We start from the raw sequence: 16,170 nt of genomic DNA, 5'->3' as shown, positions 1-16,170 counted from the left end.
GCTCAGAATGTGCACACCATTACGTACCTTGCACAGGAGACCGTGTGTCGAACCATGCCGCTGTACCTTTCTTCCGCCGCAGGAGTACCGCTGTCGCCGGGGCGGTCGGTGCCGCGACCGCCCTGGGGATCGGTATGACACTGTCCAACGTCTTCGCGGCACCTTCCGTCGGGACGGCGGCGCCGAAGGTGGTGCTGCCCACGGCCAACGCGACGTTCGACTATCAGATCGGCGGCGCGTACACCCCTGCCAAGGGGGTGACCGCCCTGTCGCGTGACCGGTCGGCCAAGCCCGTGGAGGGTCTTTACAACGTCTGTTACATCAACGCGTTCCAGGCGCAGCCCGACGCCCTGGACTGGTGGCAGAAGAACCATCCCGACCTCGTCCTGCAGGATGAGGACAAGCGCCCGGTGATCGACGAGGACTGGGACGAAGCGCTCCTGGACACATCGACCGCGGACAAGCGCGTCCGGCTCGCCGACGTGGTCGGTCAGTGGGTGGACGGCTGCGCCAAGAGCGGGTTCCAGGCCGTGGAGCCGGACAACCTCGACTCCTACGAGCGTTCGGACGGTCTTCTGACCAAGGCCCACAACGAGGCGTTCGCCGAGCTGCTGGCCAAGCGGGCACACGCCGCGGGGCTGGCCATCGGCCAGAAGAACACCGTCGACATGCTGGCGGACCGCGCGAAGATCGGCTTCGACTTCGCCGTCGCCGAGGAGTGCGGTCAGTACAACGAGTGCGGCGACTACGCCAAGGCGTATGCCGATCGTGTCTTCGTCATCGAGTACAAGAACAGCGGTTACAGCAGAGCCTGCGCGGACTTCGGCGCGAAGCTGAGCATTGTCCAGCGCGACCTGGACGTCTCCCCGCGCGGCTCCGCTGGTTACACCTTCCGCACCTGCTGACGTGAGGTGACGGCCCACGGTTCCCTCCGGGTGACAAGGCGGAGGAGAGCCTCGTCACCCGCCGTCCCATCGTCTCCGGACGATGGGAACAACACAGCTCGCAGCGGCAGAGCTATGCCGAGTTCCCGCATGGCGGTCGACGGGTTCGCCTTCCGAGGTCACGTCCGCTTGCTCCTATGTCAAGCAGCTGCTGCGAGGTGGGTCTGCGGCTCCTCGGCAGGGCGAGCGTCGCGGCGCAAGGCCCGGTAGACGACGTCGGAAAGCCTGCGTTTGAAGGCGCGGATTGATGTGAAGTTTCCCCGTGATCTCGGACACGTGATCGTTATGCTGCGAGGGCGTGCTGATGCCGCTGCCTGGTCTCGCCGGGGTGGGATAGCCGAAGGTCTTGTGCTTGAGGCTGTCCCGTAACTGCTGGTCAGAGGCGAGATGATCTTGTCGTGGCTGGTGTGATCACGGCGTCGGAGCCCTCGTGGACAGGCCCGTTCACCGGGCTGAGCCCGCGACAGTTCAACAAGCTGATCACCGCGCTGCGGCGCGAGGGGGCCGATCCGGTCCGCAAGGGCCGGCCCTGGTCGCTGCCGTTGGAGGACCGGGTGCTGCCGGTGGCCGCGTACTGGCGCACCAACCTCACCCTGCGCCGGCTCGCCCCGCTGTTCGGTGTCTCGAAGTCGGCGGCCGACCGGATCGTCGCCCACCTCGGACCGGCTCTCGCCCTCCAGCCCCGGCGGCGCTTCCGCAAGGACACCGTGCTCATCGTGGACGGCACGCTGGTCCCCACCCGCGACCGGACCGTGGCCGCCTCCGGCAAGAACTACCGCTACTCCACCAACCACCAGGTCGTCATCGACGCCGGCACCCGCCTCGTCGTCGCCGTCGGCAAGCCGCTGCCCGGCAACCGCAACGACTGCCGGGTCTGGCAGGAATCCGGCGCGAAGGCCGCCGTCGGCACCACCCCCACGGTGATCGCCGACGGCGGCTACCGCGGCACCGGCCTGACCATCCCGCACCACCGCCGACACAAGAACGAGGAACTGCCGGATTGGAAGGAGGAGCACAACGCCTCCCACCGCAAGGTCCGCGCCCGCGTCGAGCGCACCTTCGCCCGCATCAAGAGCCGGAAGATCCTGCGCGACTGCCGCCTCAGAGGCGACGGAGTCCACCACGCCATGCTCGGCATCGCCCGCCTGCACAACCTCACCCTCACCGGATGACAGGTAAACAAGCAGGTCAACCAGCATGTCCCAGAGCATGTACGGGACACCGTCTAGTCTTCTGAGACAGGAATTCCATTTAGAGGTCCTGACAAAGGCGTTGGACGTGTCGGTGGGTGATGAGGCAGGTGGCGAGGCCGAGGAAGGCTTCGTGGATGTCGTCACGTCGTTCCCAGCGGATGCGCAGGCGGTGAAAGCCGTGGAGCCAGGAAATCGTCCGCTCGACGACCCGGCGGAAGATGCCCAGGCCGACCAGCCAGTCGATGTCCCCGGTGGCGTCCGCCTGGGCCTGGATCTGCTGCAGGGCCCGGGTGAACACGCCGTCGATCGCGTAGCGGCGGAAGCGGGTGTAGACCGTCTGCCACGGCCCGTAGCGTTCGGGCAGGTCACGCCACGAGATGCCGGTGCGGATCTTGTAGACCATCCCGTTGATGACCTGGTGGTCCGACACCCGGGGCCGTCCCGTCGCGGCCCGCGGTATCAGCGGAGCGAGCAGCTCCCATTCCTGATCAGTGAGTTCATGACGGTGTACCACCCCACCATGCTCCACCGCCCGATGATCCTTGAAGACGGACCCGAGTTCGCCCACAAACACGGCATGCGCCGCTGCCGCTACCGAGGGCAGGGAAAGGCACACGTCCAGCGCGTTCTGACGGCCATCGCCGTCGACATCGAACGCCTCAGCGGACTCCCACCCATCGAGGAAGCCTCCATGCCCCGCCGGCCACCGCCTTCCAGAACTACCTCGACCGACGCGAGATCCCCCGGCCGAAGTCGTGGCGAAGCCTGGGCAGCTGACCTCGACGACTTCAAGGTCCCCGACTTAAAGATCCCCGCTTCGTCGCGCGCGAGGTCTACCACCACCTGACCAGCGCATTCAGCGGCACACCCGGGCCGTCTCCTACAGCTTGACGATCTATAGAAGCTTCAGAGTCAAGTGATCGACTGTCGTCGGTCATCGAGGAAGCCGGCCTGTTGGTGACCTCGCGTGATCTCCCGGGGCGTGCCGGCTCCATGACCCGCCCGCCTCTCCGATGAAGCGGCTGGTGGTCTTGTCGTGGTAGCCGGGGGCGTCCGCGACGACGGGGCCGGGTGGTCCGAGGAGTTGCCGTCGAGCGGCCGGCAGCGGGCAAGGAGCCGGCCGTGCACGGTGGGCACGGCGCTGACGCGCAGGGTGCGGCCCTGGCCGCATCGGCAGGCGGGACGCCTCCGGGACCTCACTCGAAGCAATTACTTGGCTAGCCACACAATCGGTGTTACTTTTATGTGGTCGGCCACAGAAAGTGGTCGGTGCGGCACCCCACACGAGGAGACCCCCGTCATGAAGGCCATCGTTTTCGACACGTTCGGCGGCACCGAGGTCCTGCACGAGGCAGAGATCGACATTCCGCAGCCCGGCCCCGGCCAGGTCCGTGTGCGGGTACGGGCCGTCGGCGTCAACCCTGTGGACGGCAAGATCCGCTCCGGTGGCATGGAGGCCATCTTCCCCACCACGCTGCCCGCCGTGCCCGGCGGGGAGATCGCCGGTGTGGTCGACGCCGTCGGCGAGGACGTCGACCACCTGAAGGTGGGGGACGAAGTCCTGGGCTGGTCCGACACCGGCTCCTACGCCCAGTACGCCCTGGCGTCCGCGGCCGTCCTCGCGCCCAAGCCGGCCGGCCTGGACTGGACACACGCCGCCGCCCTGCCCGTGGCGAGCGACGGTGCCGAACGCGTGCTGGACCTGCTCGGCGTCACCTCGGGTGAGACGCTGCTGATCCACGGAGCGTCCGGCGCGCTCGGCACCATCGCCGTCCAGCTCGCCGTCGCACGCGACGCCCGCGTCATCGGCACCGCCGGACCGGCCAACCAGGAGTACGTCACCTCGCTCGGCGCGACCGCGCTGGTCTACGGGGACAACCTGGTCCAGCGGGTCCGCGAGCTCGCCCCCGACGGGGTGGACGCCGTCTTCGACGCCGCGGGCAAGGGCGCACTGGAGGACTCCATCGTCCTGCGCGGCGGCACCGACCGGATCGTCACCACCGCCGACTTCCGCGCCCGTGAACTCGGCGTCGTCTTCGCCGAGGGCCCGCAGCGCCGCTCCGCCGCACGGCTGGCCGAACTGGCCCGGCAGGCCACCGACGGCACACTGGTGACCACGCTCAGCGCCACCTACCCGCTGGCGGAAGCCGCCAAGGCGCAGCAGGCCAGCGACGGCGGCCACAACCGCGGCAAGATCGTCCTCACCGTCAACTGACCACCCACCCGCATGACCAGGGAGCAGCAATGACCGACACCACCTCACCGGAGCTACCGGACGCGGCGCGCGACGGGCGATTGAGCTACGCCATCTTCCAGCTCGCCCGTGCGCACCGCGGCCACGCCGCCGCCATGCTGCGCGCCCTGAACCTGCACCCGGGACAGGAACTGCTGCTGATGCAGCTCTTCGACCGCGACGGCCGGACACAGGCGGAGCTTCTGGAGCGGGTCGGCCTCGACCACTCCACCGTCTCCAAGTCACTGCGCCGCATGCAGGAGGCCGGACTGCTCACCCGGGAGCCCGCTGCCCACGACCGGCGGGTCATGGTGGTCAGCCTCACCGATGCCGGCCGCGCCCTGCGGGAGCCCATCGCCGACATGTGGCGCACCCTGGAGCAGATCTCCGTACGCGATCTGACCCCTGACCAGGTCGAGATGTTCACCACGTGTGCGCGCATCATCGAGAAGTCGGTCAGGGACCACAGCCGGCAGGCACCCGCCGAGTGATCAGGCACGGGCGGGCGGCCCGCTTGCCGGTCGCACCGCCCCCACCCCGCGCGGAGCGAGGGCGCCCCGAGGGCAGCCCTCGCCGCCCGGGGCGACAAGGACCCTCCGCGGACGCCTCGACGCCGCGTAGGAGCACGCATCACCGCGGCGGTGGAGGAATGCGCGTCCACGCACGTCGGCGCGCCGCAGACCCGCCGACGCCATACGGGTGCAGATCCCACCGTTCCGGCCGGTGCACCGAAACCACTCGCGGAGCAGCCGCGCCGCGGTCGGCTCTTCTTCTCTTCCATCCTCCGTGACAGCAGGGAGATTTCCATGACGGACGCATTCACCCCGATCGATGTGGCCGGCCGGTCGATGGCCAACCGCATCGTGATGGCGCCGATGACCCGCAGCCGGGCCTACGGACCGGGAGCCACCGCGACCGATCTGATGGCGACCTACTACAGCCAGCGCGCGAGTGCCGGCCTCATCGTCACCGAAGGGATACAGCCTTCGCCGGTCGGCCAGGGATACCCCGACACATCGGGCCTGCACGCGCCGGAGCAGGTGGCCGCCTGGCGCAAGGTCACCGACGCCGTCCACCGTGAAGGCGGAGTGATCTTCGCGCAGCTGATGCACACCGGCCGCATCGGCCACCCCAGCCTGCTTCCCTCCGGCATGACCCCCGTCGCGCCCTCACCCGTCGCCGCGAAGGGCCAGGTGTTCACTCATCAGGGGCCGATGGACTTCGTCACCCCACGAGAGCTGGACGCCGACGCCATCGCCCGCACCATCGCCGACTTCACCGACGCGGCACGCAACGCGATCGCCGCCGGCTTCGACGGGGTGGAGATCCACGGTGCCAACGGCTACCTGATCCACCAATTCCTCGCACCCAACACCAACCGGCGCACCGACGACTGGGGCAGCGACGTCGCCGGCCGGGTCCGCTTCGGCCTGGAAGTCGCCACCGCTGTTGCGGAAGCGATCGGCGGCCACCGCACCGGCTTCCGCATCTCGCCCGGAAACCCCTACAACGACATCGCCGAGACGGACGCGGTGGATGTGGAGAACACCTACACCACCCTGGTCACCGAGCTCGGCAACCTGGACCTCGCCTACCTGCACATGATCGAAGGCCCCGACCGGACACTGACCACACGTCTGCGCAAGACGTGGCCCGCCACGTTCGTCCTCAACCCGCTCACCCACCCCGAGCCCACCGGCCCGGACGCACTCGCCCTCGTCCAGAACGGCACCGCGGACATGATCGCCTTCGGAGCGCTGTTCCTCGCCAACCCCGACCTGCCCGCCCGCCTGGCCGCCCGGGGCCCGTACAACACACCGGACCCCGCCACCTTCTACGGCGGCGACCACCACGGCTACACCGACTACCCGCACCTGTAGGGTGCCGACGCTGGAGCGGGGAAAGCCGGGCGACGTCCTCGTCCCGGACCTCGCAGCCCACGCAGAACACACCTGATGAGACGCTGTTCGCGGCCATCGTCCACTCACAGATGGCGGACGGTGAGTACCAGGAGACCTTCGGAACGGCGCTGAGTTTCACCGTCGATAAGGGCGTGACCGCTGGGTGTCTCCATCTAACCGCGGGAGCCGGCTCAGGTGGTTGCGACCTGGCGGGAGTGACAGCGGGCGAGGGGGGCGGGGTACGTGCACGGCAGAGCCAGGAAGTAACCAGAAAGCACAGCCGAGCAGAACTGAAGGAGCGGGGTGTGACTCCGATGCGACAGAGTAGCGACTGGACTGTACTGGCATACAAGGGCCTGGGCGGAGCCCCGATGTGGGTCGTGATCGGCCTCCTCGTCCTGGGGCTGGTATGGGTCGCCGTCGCGGCATCGAGGAAGCGCAAGTGACCGGGTTCGACACCCGCCGGTAGCGGAGACTTTCGGCTCCGTGGAACCTCACTGAACGCCCTTCTGGTCCTACGACCGGATCGGCAACGAGACCGTCGGCGCCTCCATCTCCGAAGGAACCCGCACCGGCGAAACCTGGACCGACCACAGCCGGATGACGTCGATCACCGTCGGCGGCACGACCTGCACCGGCCAGTACGGCTCCACCGACCGGAGCGAGCGCATCAGGCTCGGTGACACGTTCTTCCACAACGGCCCGCTCGGGCTCTCCGCCACGACCACGGCCGACATGGACATGGGATTCAACCGGGAGCCGGGGGCACGTTGAACTCCATGACGACCGGGGGAAATTCGTACTACTGAGCCCATTCCGGCTTCAGGTGACAGCCGATCGGCGCTGTGTCGCGGACATCTGGTAGACCCTGGCCATGACGTTCTTGGCGGTGGTCGAGGGTGATGTGGGCGGGTGGCGCATCGATCGGGATGCGCTGACCGACGCGATCCATGCCCGGTGGTCTGAGGTAGAGACCGACTCGATGCACCGCAGCGAAGTGCGCAGCTTCATATGGCAGTTCAAGACGGAGAACGGCCCAGGTGAGGCGTATCTGCACGAGGACGATACCTGCCTGTACATGGACGTCTGGGAGCAAGACGCGATCTGGTTGGCGATCGTCTTCCGCAGGCTGACACCCATGGACCTTGACCTGGTGTTCTGCGATGAGGGCTATACCTTCGACGTTCGTCTGCGGGCTGGGACGACCGAGGCCGAATTGACGGACCTGGTGAATGCTGCGGGTTGATCTCAGCCCGTGGCGGCGAGCTGGAGGACCAGAACGGCTTGGACGAGGCTCGTGATCCGGGTCGTCGAACAGCGGAGTTTGCGGAGGAGGCGCCAGGACTTGAGGGTGGCGATGGCCTGCTCGACCAGTGCACGGATCTTTGCGTGGGACCGGTTGACGGCCTGCTGGCCGGTGGAGAGGCTGCCCCATCGGCCGCGGTAAGGGAGACGGACCGTGCCGCCTGCGCCCTGGTAGCCCTTGTCTGCCCAGCAGGTGATGCCGGCCTCGGCGAGTGCCTCGATGATGCTGTGCTCGCGTGCGGCCCGGACGTCGTGGACGGCGCCGGCCAAGGCTGGTGAAACCCACATCAGACGCCCCTTCGGATCGGCGATTCGGTCGATGGGCAGGAGCGTCCCGCTCAGGATCACGTACGCCTTCGCCGACGCCGCTCGTACGGCTTCGGTGAGGGCGGCCAGGAGGTTGACGGCCTCGGTGATGTATCGGTAGGCGGTGGTGGTGCCGATCCCGAATCCGGCCGCGAGCTGGGCGTAGGGCTGGCCGTTACGCAGGTGGGCGAGGGTGAGCAGGGCCTGTCGGCCTGCGTTCAGGCGCCGCCATCGGGTTCCGAGAGCGCGGCGGTGCTCCCTCAGGCGAGCGGCGAGGAAGCGCAGGGCAGAGCTGAACACGTCGACGCCGGACGGGTAGACAAGCATGCGAAGCCTCTGGTGGACACGGTTCTCTTGGCCGAAAACCCATCTACCAGGGGCTTCATCTGTTTGTCATCCCAACTTCCCAGCTGGCATGGGAGGTTGGAAAGGGCTCCCTACGTTGTTCTGCGGGATGCGGTGGGCCCCTCGTATGGTTCACCCACCCAGGGGTGCCGGGTGTGGTTCAAAAGGCTCTGCCGCTTGTGGCTCTCAGTGATTGGCCGCCCGATGCCCCACGACGACTCGGCTGCCAATTAGGAATTGCGAATGATTGCTGAGTAGGGAATCGACAGCGAGGTCGTCCGTCGGGAGGCATCAGAACCACCCCTCACGGAGGCACCACATGGCCATGATCTGGGCCGGCATCGACGCGGGCAAGACCCACCATCACTGCGTCGCGATCGATGAGAGCGGCCGCCGGCTGCTGTCACGACGCGTCGCCAACGACGAACCCGAACTGCTCGAACTCCTCAACACCGTCCTGACCTTGGGTGACGACGTGACCTGGGGCATCGACCTGGCCGACGGCGGCGCCGCCCTGGCCATCACGATCCTGTTCAACCGCGGCCAGCAGATGTATCACATCTCCGGCCGGCCCATTCATCGCGCCTCCGAGAGCTACCGCGGCGAAGGCAAAACCGACGCCAAGGACGCCGCCGTCATCGCCGACCAGGTCCGCATCCGCCGCGACCTGCACCCTTACGCACCGGCGACGAGACCGTCACCGACCTCAAGATCCTCACCGGCCGGCGCACGGACCTGGTCGCCGACCGCACCCGCACCATCAACCGGCTCCGCGCCCAGCTCACCGACATCTTCCCCAGCCTGGAACGGGCCCTGGACCTCACCAACACCGGCCCCCTCATGCTGCTGACCGGCTACCAGACCCCGGCCGCGCTCCGCCGGACAGGCAAGAAGCGGCTCGAGACCTGGCTGCGCAACCGCAAGGTCCTGCGCGCTGACCGGCTCGCCGAAACAGCTCTGGAAGCCGCCGGACGCCAGCACACCAGCCTGCCCGGCGAGAAACCGACCGCCCAGATGGTGCACACCCTGGCGGCGGAGGTGCTGTCCCTCAACCAGCAGGCTGCCGAGCTCGACAAGGCGATCGAGGCCCGGTTCCGCGAACATCGGGACTTCGAAGTGATCACCAGCATGCCCGGCCCGGGCGTGATCCTCGGTGCCGAGTTCCTGACCGCCGGGCCGCAGGAACCGGGGGTCCTGAACGGCGGGCCCGTAGCGCGGCCGAAGTGGTAGAGGGCCGAGCTGGCCTACGGGGCCTGCCCCCATCGGCATCGTGCACGTCAGACAGCAGCAGTATGGCTGCCTGTGCCCGTGAGGGTGGCGGGTCGTGCGAGTGGTGTGGATCAGTGGGCCGTGTCAGCCGGCTGACGGGGTGAGGCTGGTGCGGTCGAACGGGCCACCATGCGCGGCGGCGTACGTGATGGCGTCATTGACGGCATCGAGGCCGAACGGCCGGACCCGTTCGGGGGCGAGATCCAGAGTGCCCGAGGCGAGGAGCCGGATGATGCCGACATTGGCTGGGCGCGGGTACATCCACTGCCCGCGCACGGTGACCGAGTTGCGCATGATCCACGGGTACGGGAGTGCGAGGTCGTCGCCACCGAGCATGCCGACGCCGCCCATGAGGACGACGCGGCCGTACTCGCGCACGCTCATGGCCGCCGCACGCGAGGCCGAGCTGGGTGCGCTCGGCGGGAGCAGGTCGATCACCATGTCGATCGGGCCGTCGGCTGCTGCAGACATCGCCGCGCGGTCGGTGGCCTCGTCCCCGGTCAGCGGGACCGGGCGCAGACGCGGACCGAACCGGTCGGCGAGCAGGTCGAGCGCGGCCTTGTTGCGGCCGGGGGCGACCACGCGGCCCGCGCCCATCGCGAGCGCGACCGCGACAGCGCTGCTGCCGAGGTTGCCGGTGGCCCCGCTGACGAGCAGCGTCTCGCCGGCCGCGAGCCCGCCTGTCAGCAGCCCGCCGTAGGAGATGGTGTGCACCGTGAGCGCGGCCCAGCGGGCCGGATCCTCCCCGGCCGCGGCGGGCAGCGGGTAGACGTTCTCTGTCGGGACCCGCATGAGCTCGGCGAACGCGCCGTCGTGCAGGTACTCGGCGAGCCGCGCGCCGCCCTCGCCGCGCGAACTCCAGCCCTGGAGCGTGATGTCGGGCGTCAGGGCGTCGTCCCGCGAGCGCACCGTCGAGTCGCACCACACCAGGTCGCCGGCCTGCAGCCGGGTGGCGTCCGGGCCGACGTGGAGGATCCGCCCCACCGCGCCGACACCGGGTACGACAGGGGGGACAAGAGGGTAGTTCCGTTTGCCGCTGAAGACTTCGGCCGCGTAGGGCGCCACGTTGGCGGCGAGGACCTCGACCACCACCTCACCGCCCCCGGCCTCGGGGTCTGGTACCTCCCGCACCGCGAGTGGGGCGCCGAACCGCGTCAGAACTGCTGCTCGCACGTGATGACCTCCGTGTTGTCCGTGCTCTTGAGATCGACACTAGGAGCGGGACGAGCATGCAGGAAGCGAGGATCCGGCATCTGTGGTATGCGTATCCCGCATGGACGTCTCCAGCGCGGGACTGCGGGTCCTGCGGCAGATCGCCGAGTCCGGCAGCTTCACCGCGGCAGCTGCCCGGCTCGGATACACGCAGTCGGCCGTCTCCCGCCAGGCCGCCGCCCTCGAACGCAGCGTCAGTACCACCCTGTTCGAACGCCGCCCGGACGGGGTACGGCTCACTCCCGCCGGCTTGACCCTGCTGCGGCACGCCCACACGGTCCTCGCCTCGCTCGCGGCGGCCGAGCGTGAGCTCACCGGGACCGTCCCACGGACCGAACCTGTACGGCTCGGGGCAGTCCTGAGCGCGGGTTCGGCGATCCTGCCCGCCGCACTCGCACACCTCGCGGTGGCCGACCCGCAGATCACGGTCACCACCCGCGAGGGCACCACACCCACCCTGATCCGGGCGCTGCGCGCGGGCTCGCTCGACCTCGCCGTGCTGACATCCCGACCACCCCACCGTCCCTTCGACGGCGACTCGCCGCGTCTGCACCTCGAGGCCGTCGCGGACACCGAACTGGTCGTGGCGGTGCCTTCGACCGGAGAGTTCGCCGGGCGCACCACGGTGCACGTCGACGAGCTGGTCGACGCCGCTTGGATCGCCACCTCGTCATCAGGCGGCGAGCCGCTGCTCGGCGTCTGGCCCGGCCTGCCCGGACGGCCGCGCATCATCCACTCCGCGCGCGACTGGCTGACCAAACTCCAGCTGGTCGCCGGCGGCTTCGGCGTGACCACAGTGCCCTTCCCCCTCTCACCGGTACTGCCGCCGGGGGTAAGCCTGCTGCGCGTCGACGGCGCACCCCCCGAGATCCGTCGTGTGCTCGTGGCACGCCTCGGCGGCCACCCCACTCCGGCGATCACGGCCGTCACCCGAGCGATCACTTCGACCGCCTGAACCGCCGCCACCGCCGGCCTGTTCTTCGCGGTACTGACGCCCGGCTCCGCCGCCGTCACAGCATGGCATCACGTACATGACGGTCCAACCTGCGGACACGCGAGCGAGCTGGTCCGGGCTCGCAGCCCGGGGCGGGCTGCTACAGCGAACTCCAGATGCTCCACGCTGCCCGCGGCTACGCCTGAGCAGTGGCGTGGTGGCGTGGACAAGTCAAGGGGGATCCGGGCCGCTGCCCTCACAAGTCGAAAAGGCCCGAAACCGCCTGTCCCAAGCCGAAGAATCGGAACGCTCAAACGGCCGACTCGCAGCTCACCGGCAACTTCAGTCACTCAGTCGCACCAGCCCGGTGCACTCCGTCTGAGGGGCCTGGTGACAACACGCTGCCTCGGCGACAGCTATCGTGCTTCGGCTCAACAACTGTGCCGAAGCACGGCAGTTGTTACCATTGGCATCCTCTGGCCTGCGGCTTCAGTAGGGCAAAGCATGGTGGTTGTCACCGATGCGGCGCACTGCCTGTCACCAGCGGCAAGCGAAGCAGGGGCGATGTCACCGCGTTCGGCTTCTGGTGAGCAGGGTGCCGAGCGGCGGCCCTCGGCGATCACGGGCCATATTTCCCGCGCCCTACGCGAACCCCGCCTCCTACGATCACCTGGTACGACTGCTGGAGGGGCGGGAATGCTTGAGGACATCGAGGACGGGACAGCGGCAGCAACGCGGCTCGCGGGTGGTGCGCCGCTTCACAGCACGCTTGATGTCGCCGACCCCGCTGACTGGCTCGCGCTGGACGCAGGAGTGCGTGAGGTGGCCTGGCACCGCCCGCAGTTCCTGCCGGGGTGGGAGCACTCCGCCCCACTGCCCGCCGACCTGACTCAGCTCGGCGAGTCCCGGCTCGCACTCGCTCTCTGCCACCGCGACGGGCGGATCCGCCAGGAGGCGGTGCGTCAGTCGGTCCGGTACCCCGGTCTGCTGCCGTTGGTCGTGATCCGTTGCGCCGACTGGGTCGGCCCGGTGCGCGAGCACGCGCGGCGGCTGCTGTGCGAGGCACTGAACGTGGACTCGGCCCTCCACCTCGCGCCGCTCATCCTCCGCGTCGGCCGCCGCGACAGAGGTGCCTTCGGCGTCGATGTGCTCAGGCAGATCCTGTCCCGGGCATCCCACGGGCAGCTCGCTGTTCTCTTCGCTGACCCCGATCGCATCGTCCGGCGGTTCGCGTACCGGCTGGCCATCGAGGGCCGACTGCTCCGTCCCGCTGAGCTGGCCCGCGCGGCCGCCGGGGACCAGGACACCGTGGTCCAGGACCTGTGTGCCACAGCGGCGCTCACGGCTCTGGGGGATGAGGGTGTTCACGAGGGTGTGCTGCCTCCACTGCTGTCCGCACGCAACCCGCGTGTCCGTTCGGCCGGCGTCACCGCGCTGAGACGGGCAGGGCGACCGAAGCAGGCGGAGCCGTTTCTCAGCGACCGCTCCGCGCTCGTGCGTGCCTGTGCCCGGTATGTCGTACGACAGCAGGGGGGTGACCCGGCGGCCTGGTACCGGGAGCAGTACACGGCACCCAACGACCCCGAGTTGCCGCCCGGCGCGGTCATCGGGCTGGCCGAGTGCGGGAACCGCGCAGACGCCGGGCTGCTGCAGCCGCTGCTCACGCACCCGGCGGCCGGGGTACGGGCGCGAGCGGTAGCAGGGCTGCGGGCACTGGACTGCGCGGATGCGAAGCAGATACGGCCGCTCCTCGACGACCCTGCCGCCGAGGTCGTCCGCGAGACCGCCGCCACCCTACTGCCCTCGGCCAAGGAGCTGCCCGCCGACTGGCTACTGGAGCGCATCAGCTCCGAGCGGCCGCGGCACGTCCGCGTCGGCGCGTTCCGGCTGCTCGAGGCGCACGGCGGCATCGTGGCGCTACGGGCGGCGGTCGGTCTGCTCGAGGACCCCGATGTGAAGCTGCGCACCTGGGCCGCGCAATCAGTGCAGCGCTGGCATCCGTCCCCGGACGAGCGGCGCGGCGACGCAGAGGTGGGTGAACTGCTCGACCGGAGCCGACACCTCTTCAGCGACCACATGCTGCACCGGCGCAAGTGGGAAGCCGGGGTGGACAGCTGAAACTGCACCGCGGTACAGGTCTCTGCTCAGCACTCGCCGCCAGGTGGCCCTGGTGACAACCATCGTGCTTTGGCTCATCTACCGCAAGTTGGAAAGGGCTCCTTGTCTGTCCCGCCCGCTATTGAGCCGTAGGCGATGCTGGTTGTAAGGCCTGAGAGAGCGGTTCGTGAGCTGATGTCCGTTTCTGTGTGAGGCAGGGGCGGGGCCGCTCATGTGGTGGGAGAGAGTTGTGCACGCACCCATTCGGGATCGGGGTTGACATGCGGCTGGCCCGCCACCATGACGGTCGGCACAGTCTCGGCGTCGTCATTGGCTGCCCTCACCGCCGTCGCCCCAGCCGGGTCGCGCCAGATGTCGACCCAGTGCAGCCGGTTGGCGCTGCGGCCCAACCGGATCCGCAGGCGCAGGCAGTACTTGCAGCCGGCCCTCCAGTAGACGATCGGTCGGCCGTCGACCGCGCTGCGGCGCTGAGCCTCCATCGCGCTGATCGACCGGGGGAACGCCAACGGTGAGTTCAGCCCGCGAGCAGGACAAACATCAGCAGTAGCAGGGGAACGGCGGCGCCGGGAAACCCCCTGACCGCCCACGCGGTCGCAACGAGCGAGCCGCAGACCAGGAACAGTATCGGCAAGATCCATGCGCGCGTCATGATGACGCAGGCTATCGGTGGCGCGTGAGAGGGAAGCGTGCGTTGGTGTCCATTTCCAGCTGATCAGGAGCAGGGTCGCTGGCCGCGGTGCTCGGCCGCTACTGCTTCCTGGTGAAGCTGCCGACGTCTACCTCGGTGAGGATGCCGAGCTTGACCAGGCGTTTCAGCTTTGCGCGGGTGCCTTCGACGTTCTTCGGCAGCAGTGCGTGGCCGAGGGCTTCGCAGACGTCCTTGGCCCGCAGCGGTCCGGTCGCCCCGTTGAAGAGGGCGAGGATGCGCGGGTAGTCCGGATGCTCGGGCAGGTCCGGTGGGGATGCGGGGAGCCGGTCGGCGAGGCTGGTGATGGTCTTGCGGGTGATCGCGAGGTGCTCCAGGTGCGTCTCGGCCTCCCGCAGCCGGGTCTGAAGGTCGTCGATCTGTGCGCGGAGGTCGTCGGCCAGGGCCCGGGCGGCGTCTTCCTGGAGGTCCAGGGCGTCGAGCAGGGGCTGGAGGTTCACGCTGCCATCGCCTGCGCATCGCGCCAGGTGGGGGTGTTCGCGCCGGTGAGGCGGCGGGTCATCACATGGGTCATCGCCCAGTAGACGCGGGAGACGGAGGAGGATGAGCGGTGCTCGTAGTCGCGGACCAGGCGCCGGTGCAGTATCAAGATCCCGTAGGTCTGCTCGACCCTCCACCGCTTCGGCTGCGGCACGAACCCCTTGACCTGCGGGTCGCGTTGGACGATCTCGACATCGATTCCCAGGTCGGCGCCGTGCATGACGACCTGGTTCTTGAAGCCCTGGTCGACCAGGGCTTTGCGGACGCTTCCGCCGACGTGCTCGGCGACCTGGTTCAGCAGGACGATGCCCGCGGCGTTGTCGTGGGTGTTCGCGGCGAGGACGACGACCGCGATGACCAGGCCGAGAACGTCCACGGCAAGGCCGCGCTTGCGGCCGGACACCCGCTTGGCCGGATCGTGGCCGCTCGTGGCGGCGGGGACCCCGGCGGCCACATGGACACTCTGGGTGTCCAGGACCACCAGGGTCGGGTCCTCTAATCGCCGGGCGCGTTCGCGCACCTGGCAGCGCAGGAGTTCATGAATGACCTGGTCGGTCCCGTCGTCCCGCCAGGCGGCGAAGTAGTAGTACGTCGCACTCTTCTGCGGCAGATCGTGCGGGAGATAGGCCCACTGGCAGCCGGTCCGCCCCTGGTAGAGGATCGCGTTCACGATCTCCCGCATGTCGTAGGCGCCCTGGTGGCCGCTGACCGAACGGTGCCGGTCCCTCCACGCCGTGATCACCGGCTCGATCAACGACCACTGCTCGTCCGATAAGTCACTCGGGTACGGCTTGCGTTCACTCACCCGCCCACATCACCAGATCAACAAGCGCGGACCGGCAGATTCCGCCCCGCAGCCACACCATGAGGTGACAACAGATCCACCCAAAGACTTACGAACCACCCACTCAGGACACAACCCCACTGTTCGTACCAGTCGAGGAAGTCGGTGGCGGAGGGGCCCGCCGCTGTTCGCCAAGGACTACTGGCTTAGGAAGGTCAGAGCGGCCAGGCTCAGGGTCAGGGCTGCTGCGAAGGCGATGCCGCTTCGCGAGAGGGCCGTTGGAACGGCGGCTCCCTCCCACCGGGCAAGGCCGAAGGCGATCACCGCGGTGACTGCGGCGAACAGTACGGCCACCGCAAGGACGAGAAGCAGGAACGCCGTGGAGCCGTAGTTCACGGATGCACCGCCTTGATGAGATTCCACTGGAGAGATTGGGGCGA

The 16,170-nt window shown here is 68.7% G+C and carries 14 protein-coding genes and 5 pseudogenes; 11 read left to right on the top strand and 8 right to left on the bottom strand.

Annotated elements, in window-relative coordinates; translation table 11 throughout:
• Positions 1–44: 44 nt before the first annotated feature.
• Together ABTY20_RS03700 and ABTY20_RS03695 are read left to right on the top strand one after the other, a co-directional pair.
• Positions 45–905: an endo alpha-1,4 polygalactosaminidase gene (locus ABTY20_RS03700; RefSeq protein ID WP_351995381.1), complete on the top strand. Its 861-nt coding sequence runs from the start codon at positions 45–47 to the stop codon at positions 903–905.
• Between the two features lie 437 nt (positions 906–1,342).
• Positions 1,343–2,116, top strand: coding sequence for a transposase (locus tag ABTY20_RS03695; protein ID WP_351995380.1), 774 nt, complete (start codon positions 1,343–1,345; stop codon positions 2,114–2,116).
• Positions 2,117–2,195: 79 nt separating this feature from the next.
• On the opposite strand, the pseudogene ABTY20_RS03690 reads toward ABTY20_RS03695, so the two are convergent.
• Positions 2,196–2,363: pseudogene (locus ABTY20_RS03690) on the bottom strand (transposase); the annotation flags it as partial.
• 72 nt (positions 2,364–2,435) lie between these two features.
• A pseudogene (locus ABTY20_RS03685) lies at positions 2,436–2,651 on the bottom strand (transposase); the annotation flags it as partial.
• Between the two features lie 786 nt (positions 2,652–3,437).
• Between ABTY20_RS03685 and ABTY20_RS03680 the strand changes: the two are divergent.
• The 6 genes and pseudogenes from ABTY20_RS03680 (at position 3,438) to ABTY20_RS03655 (ending at position 7,517) form a co-directional block, all read left to right on the top strand.
• Positions 3,438–4,352 (top strand): NADP-dependent oxidoreductase, encoded by a 915-nt coding sequence (locus ABTY20_RS03680; protein ID WP_351995379.1) that lies wholly within the window; start codon positions 3,438–3,440, stop codon positions 4,350–4,352.
• A gap of 29 nt (positions 4,353–4,381) precedes the next feature.
• Positions 4,382–4,861, top strand: a complete 480-nt coding sequence (locus ABTY20_RS03675; protein ID WP_351995378.1) for a MarR family winged helix-turn-helix transcriptional regulator — start codon at positions 4,382–4,384, stop codon at positions 4,859–4,861.
• 315 nt (positions 4,862–5,176) lie between these two features.
• Positions 5,177–6,250 (top strand): alkene reductase, encoded by a 1,074-nt coding sequence (locus ABTY20_RS03670; RefSeq protein ID WP_351995377.1) that lies wholly within the window; start codon positions 5,177–5,179, stop codon positions 6,248–6,250.
• A 335-nt stretch (positions 6,251–6,585) separates the two neighbouring features.
• Positions 6,586–6,717, top strand: a complete 132-nt coding sequence (locus tag ABTY20_RS03665; RefSeq protein ID WP_351995376.1) for a hypothetical protein — start codon at positions 6,586–6,588, stop codon at positions 6,715–6,717.
• A 55-nt stretch (positions 6,718–6,772) separates the two neighbouring features.
• Positions 6,773–7,077 (top strand): annotated as a pseudogene (locus tag ABTY20_RS03660) (RHS repeat-associated core domain-containing protein); the annotation flags it as partial.
• A 68-nt stretch (positions 7,078–7,145) separates the two neighbouring features.
• Complete coding sequence (locus tag ABTY20_RS03655) at positions 7,146–7,517, top strand: hypothetical protein (RefSeq protein ID WP_351995375.1); 372 nt, start codon at positions 7,146–7,148, stop codon at positions 7,515–7,517.
• A 2-nt stretch (positions 7,518–7,519) separates the two neighbouring features.
• Here the strand turns inward: ABTY20_RS03655 and ABTY20_RS03650 are convergent, their stop codons facing one another.
• On the bottom strand, positions 7,520–8,209 hold the full coding sequence (locus tag ABTY20_RS03650; RefSeq protein WP_351995374.1) for a transposase family protein: 690 nt from the start codon (positions 8,207–8,209) through the stop codon (positions 7,520–7,522).
• 337 nt (positions 8,210–8,546) lie between these two features.
• Between ABTY20_RS03650 and ABTY20_RS03645 the strand changes: the two are divergent.
• Positions 8,547–9,400, top strand: a pseudogene (locus ABTY20_RS03645) (IS110 family transposase); the annotation flags it as partial.
• Positions 9,401–9,580: 180 nt separating this feature from the next.
• Here ABTY20_RS03645 and ABTY20_RS03640 read toward each other — a convergent pair.
• A complete protein-coding gene (locus tag ABTY20_RS03640) occupies positions 9,581–10,669 on the bottom strand; it encodes an alcohol dehydrogenase catalytic domain-containing protein (protein ID WP_351995373.1) in 1,089 nt (362 codons plus the stop codon).
• Between the two features lie 100 nt (positions 10,670–10,769).
• Here ABTY20_RS03640 and ABTY20_RS03635 point away from each other — a divergent pair, with 100 nt between their 5' ends.
• Together ABTY20_RS03635 and ABTY20_RS03630 are read left to right on the top strand one after the other, a co-directional pair.
• The gene (locus tag ABTY20_RS03635; protein WP_351995372.1) at positions 10,770–11,663 is read left to right on the top strand and encodes a LysR family transcriptional regulator; all 894 of its coding nucleotides are present in this window, start codon (positions 10,770–10,772) and stop codon (positions 11,661–11,663) included.
• 675 nt (positions 11,664–12,338) lie between these two features.
• Positions 12,339–13,760 (top strand): hypothetical protein, encoded by a 1,422-nt coding sequence (locus ABTY20_RS03630; RefSeq protein WP_351995371.1) that lies wholly within the window; start codon positions 12,339–12,341, stop codon positions 13,758–13,760.
• Positions 13,761–13,969: 209 nt separating this feature from the next.
• Here the strand turns inward: ABTY20_RS03630 and ABTY20_RS03625 are convergent.
• The 4 genes and pseudogenes from ABTY20_RS03625 to ABTY20_RS03610 form a co-directional block, all read right to left on the bottom strand.
• Positions 13,970–14,409, bottom strand: a pseudogene (locus ABTY20_RS03625) (thioredoxin domain-containing protein).
• 98 nt (positions 14,410–14,507) lie between these two features.
• Entirely contained in the window at positions 14,508–14,906 is a 399-nt protein-coding gene (locus ABTY20_RS03620; protein WP_351995370.1) for a hypothetical protein, read from the bottom strand.
• A complete protein-coding gene (locus ABTY20_RS03615; RefSeq protein ID WP_351995369.1) occupies positions 14,903–15,751 on the bottom strand; it encodes an IS5 family transposase in 849 nt (282 codons plus the stop codon). The genes ABTY20_RS03620 and ABTY20_RS03615 overlap by 4 nt, the downstream gene beginning before the upstream one ends.
• A 177-nt stretch (positions 15,752–15,928) precedes the next feature.
• Positions 15,929–16,126, bottom strand: a complete 198-nt coding sequence (locus ABTY20_RS03610) for a hypothetical protein (protein ID WP_351995368.1) — start codon at positions 16,124–16,126, stop codon at positions 15,929–15,931.
• Between the last annotated feature and the right edge of the window lie 44 nt (positions 16,127–16,170).

The organism is Streptomyces sp. NPDC126497 (assembly GCF_040302425.1).
GTDB lineage: Bacteria > Actinomycetota > Actinomycetes > Streptomycetales > Streptomycetaceae > Streptomyces.
This window is presented reverse-complemented; position numbering and strand designations above follow the sequence as displayed.

Coding starts and splice junctions, on each gene's coding strand:
- ABTY20_RS03665 (WP_351995376.1), top strand. CDS start 6,586: ATGCGACAGAGTAGCGACTGGACTGTACTGGCATACAAGGGCCTGGGC.
- ABTY20_RS03635 (WP_351995372.1), top strand. CDS start 10,770: ATGGACGTCTCCAGCGCGGGACTGCGGGTCCTGCGGCAGATCGCCGAG.
- ABTY20_RS03655 (WP_351995375.1), top strand. CDS start 7,146: ATGACGTTCTTGGCGGTGGTCGAGGGTGATGTGGGCGGGTGGCGCATC.
- ABTY20_RS03680 (WP_351995379.1), top strand. CDS start 3,438: ATGAAGGCCATCGTTTTCGACACGTTCGGCGGCACCGAGGTCCTGCAC.
- ABTY20_RS03650 (WP_351995374.1), bottom strand. CDS start 8,209: ATGCTTGTCTACCCGTCCGGCGTCGACGTGTTCAGCTCTGCCCTGCGC.
- ABTY20_RS03630 (WP_351995371.1), top strand. CDS start 12,339: ATGCTTGAGGACATCGAGGACGGGACAGCGGCAGCAACGCGGCTCGCG.
- ABTY20_RS03675 (WP_351995378.1), top strand. CDS start 4,382: ATGACCGACACCACCTCACCGGAGCTACCGGACGCGGCGCGCGACGGG.
- ABTY20_RS03670 (WP_351995377.1), top strand. CDS start 5,177: ATGACGGACGCATTCACCCCGATCGATGTGGCCGGCCGGTCGATGGCC.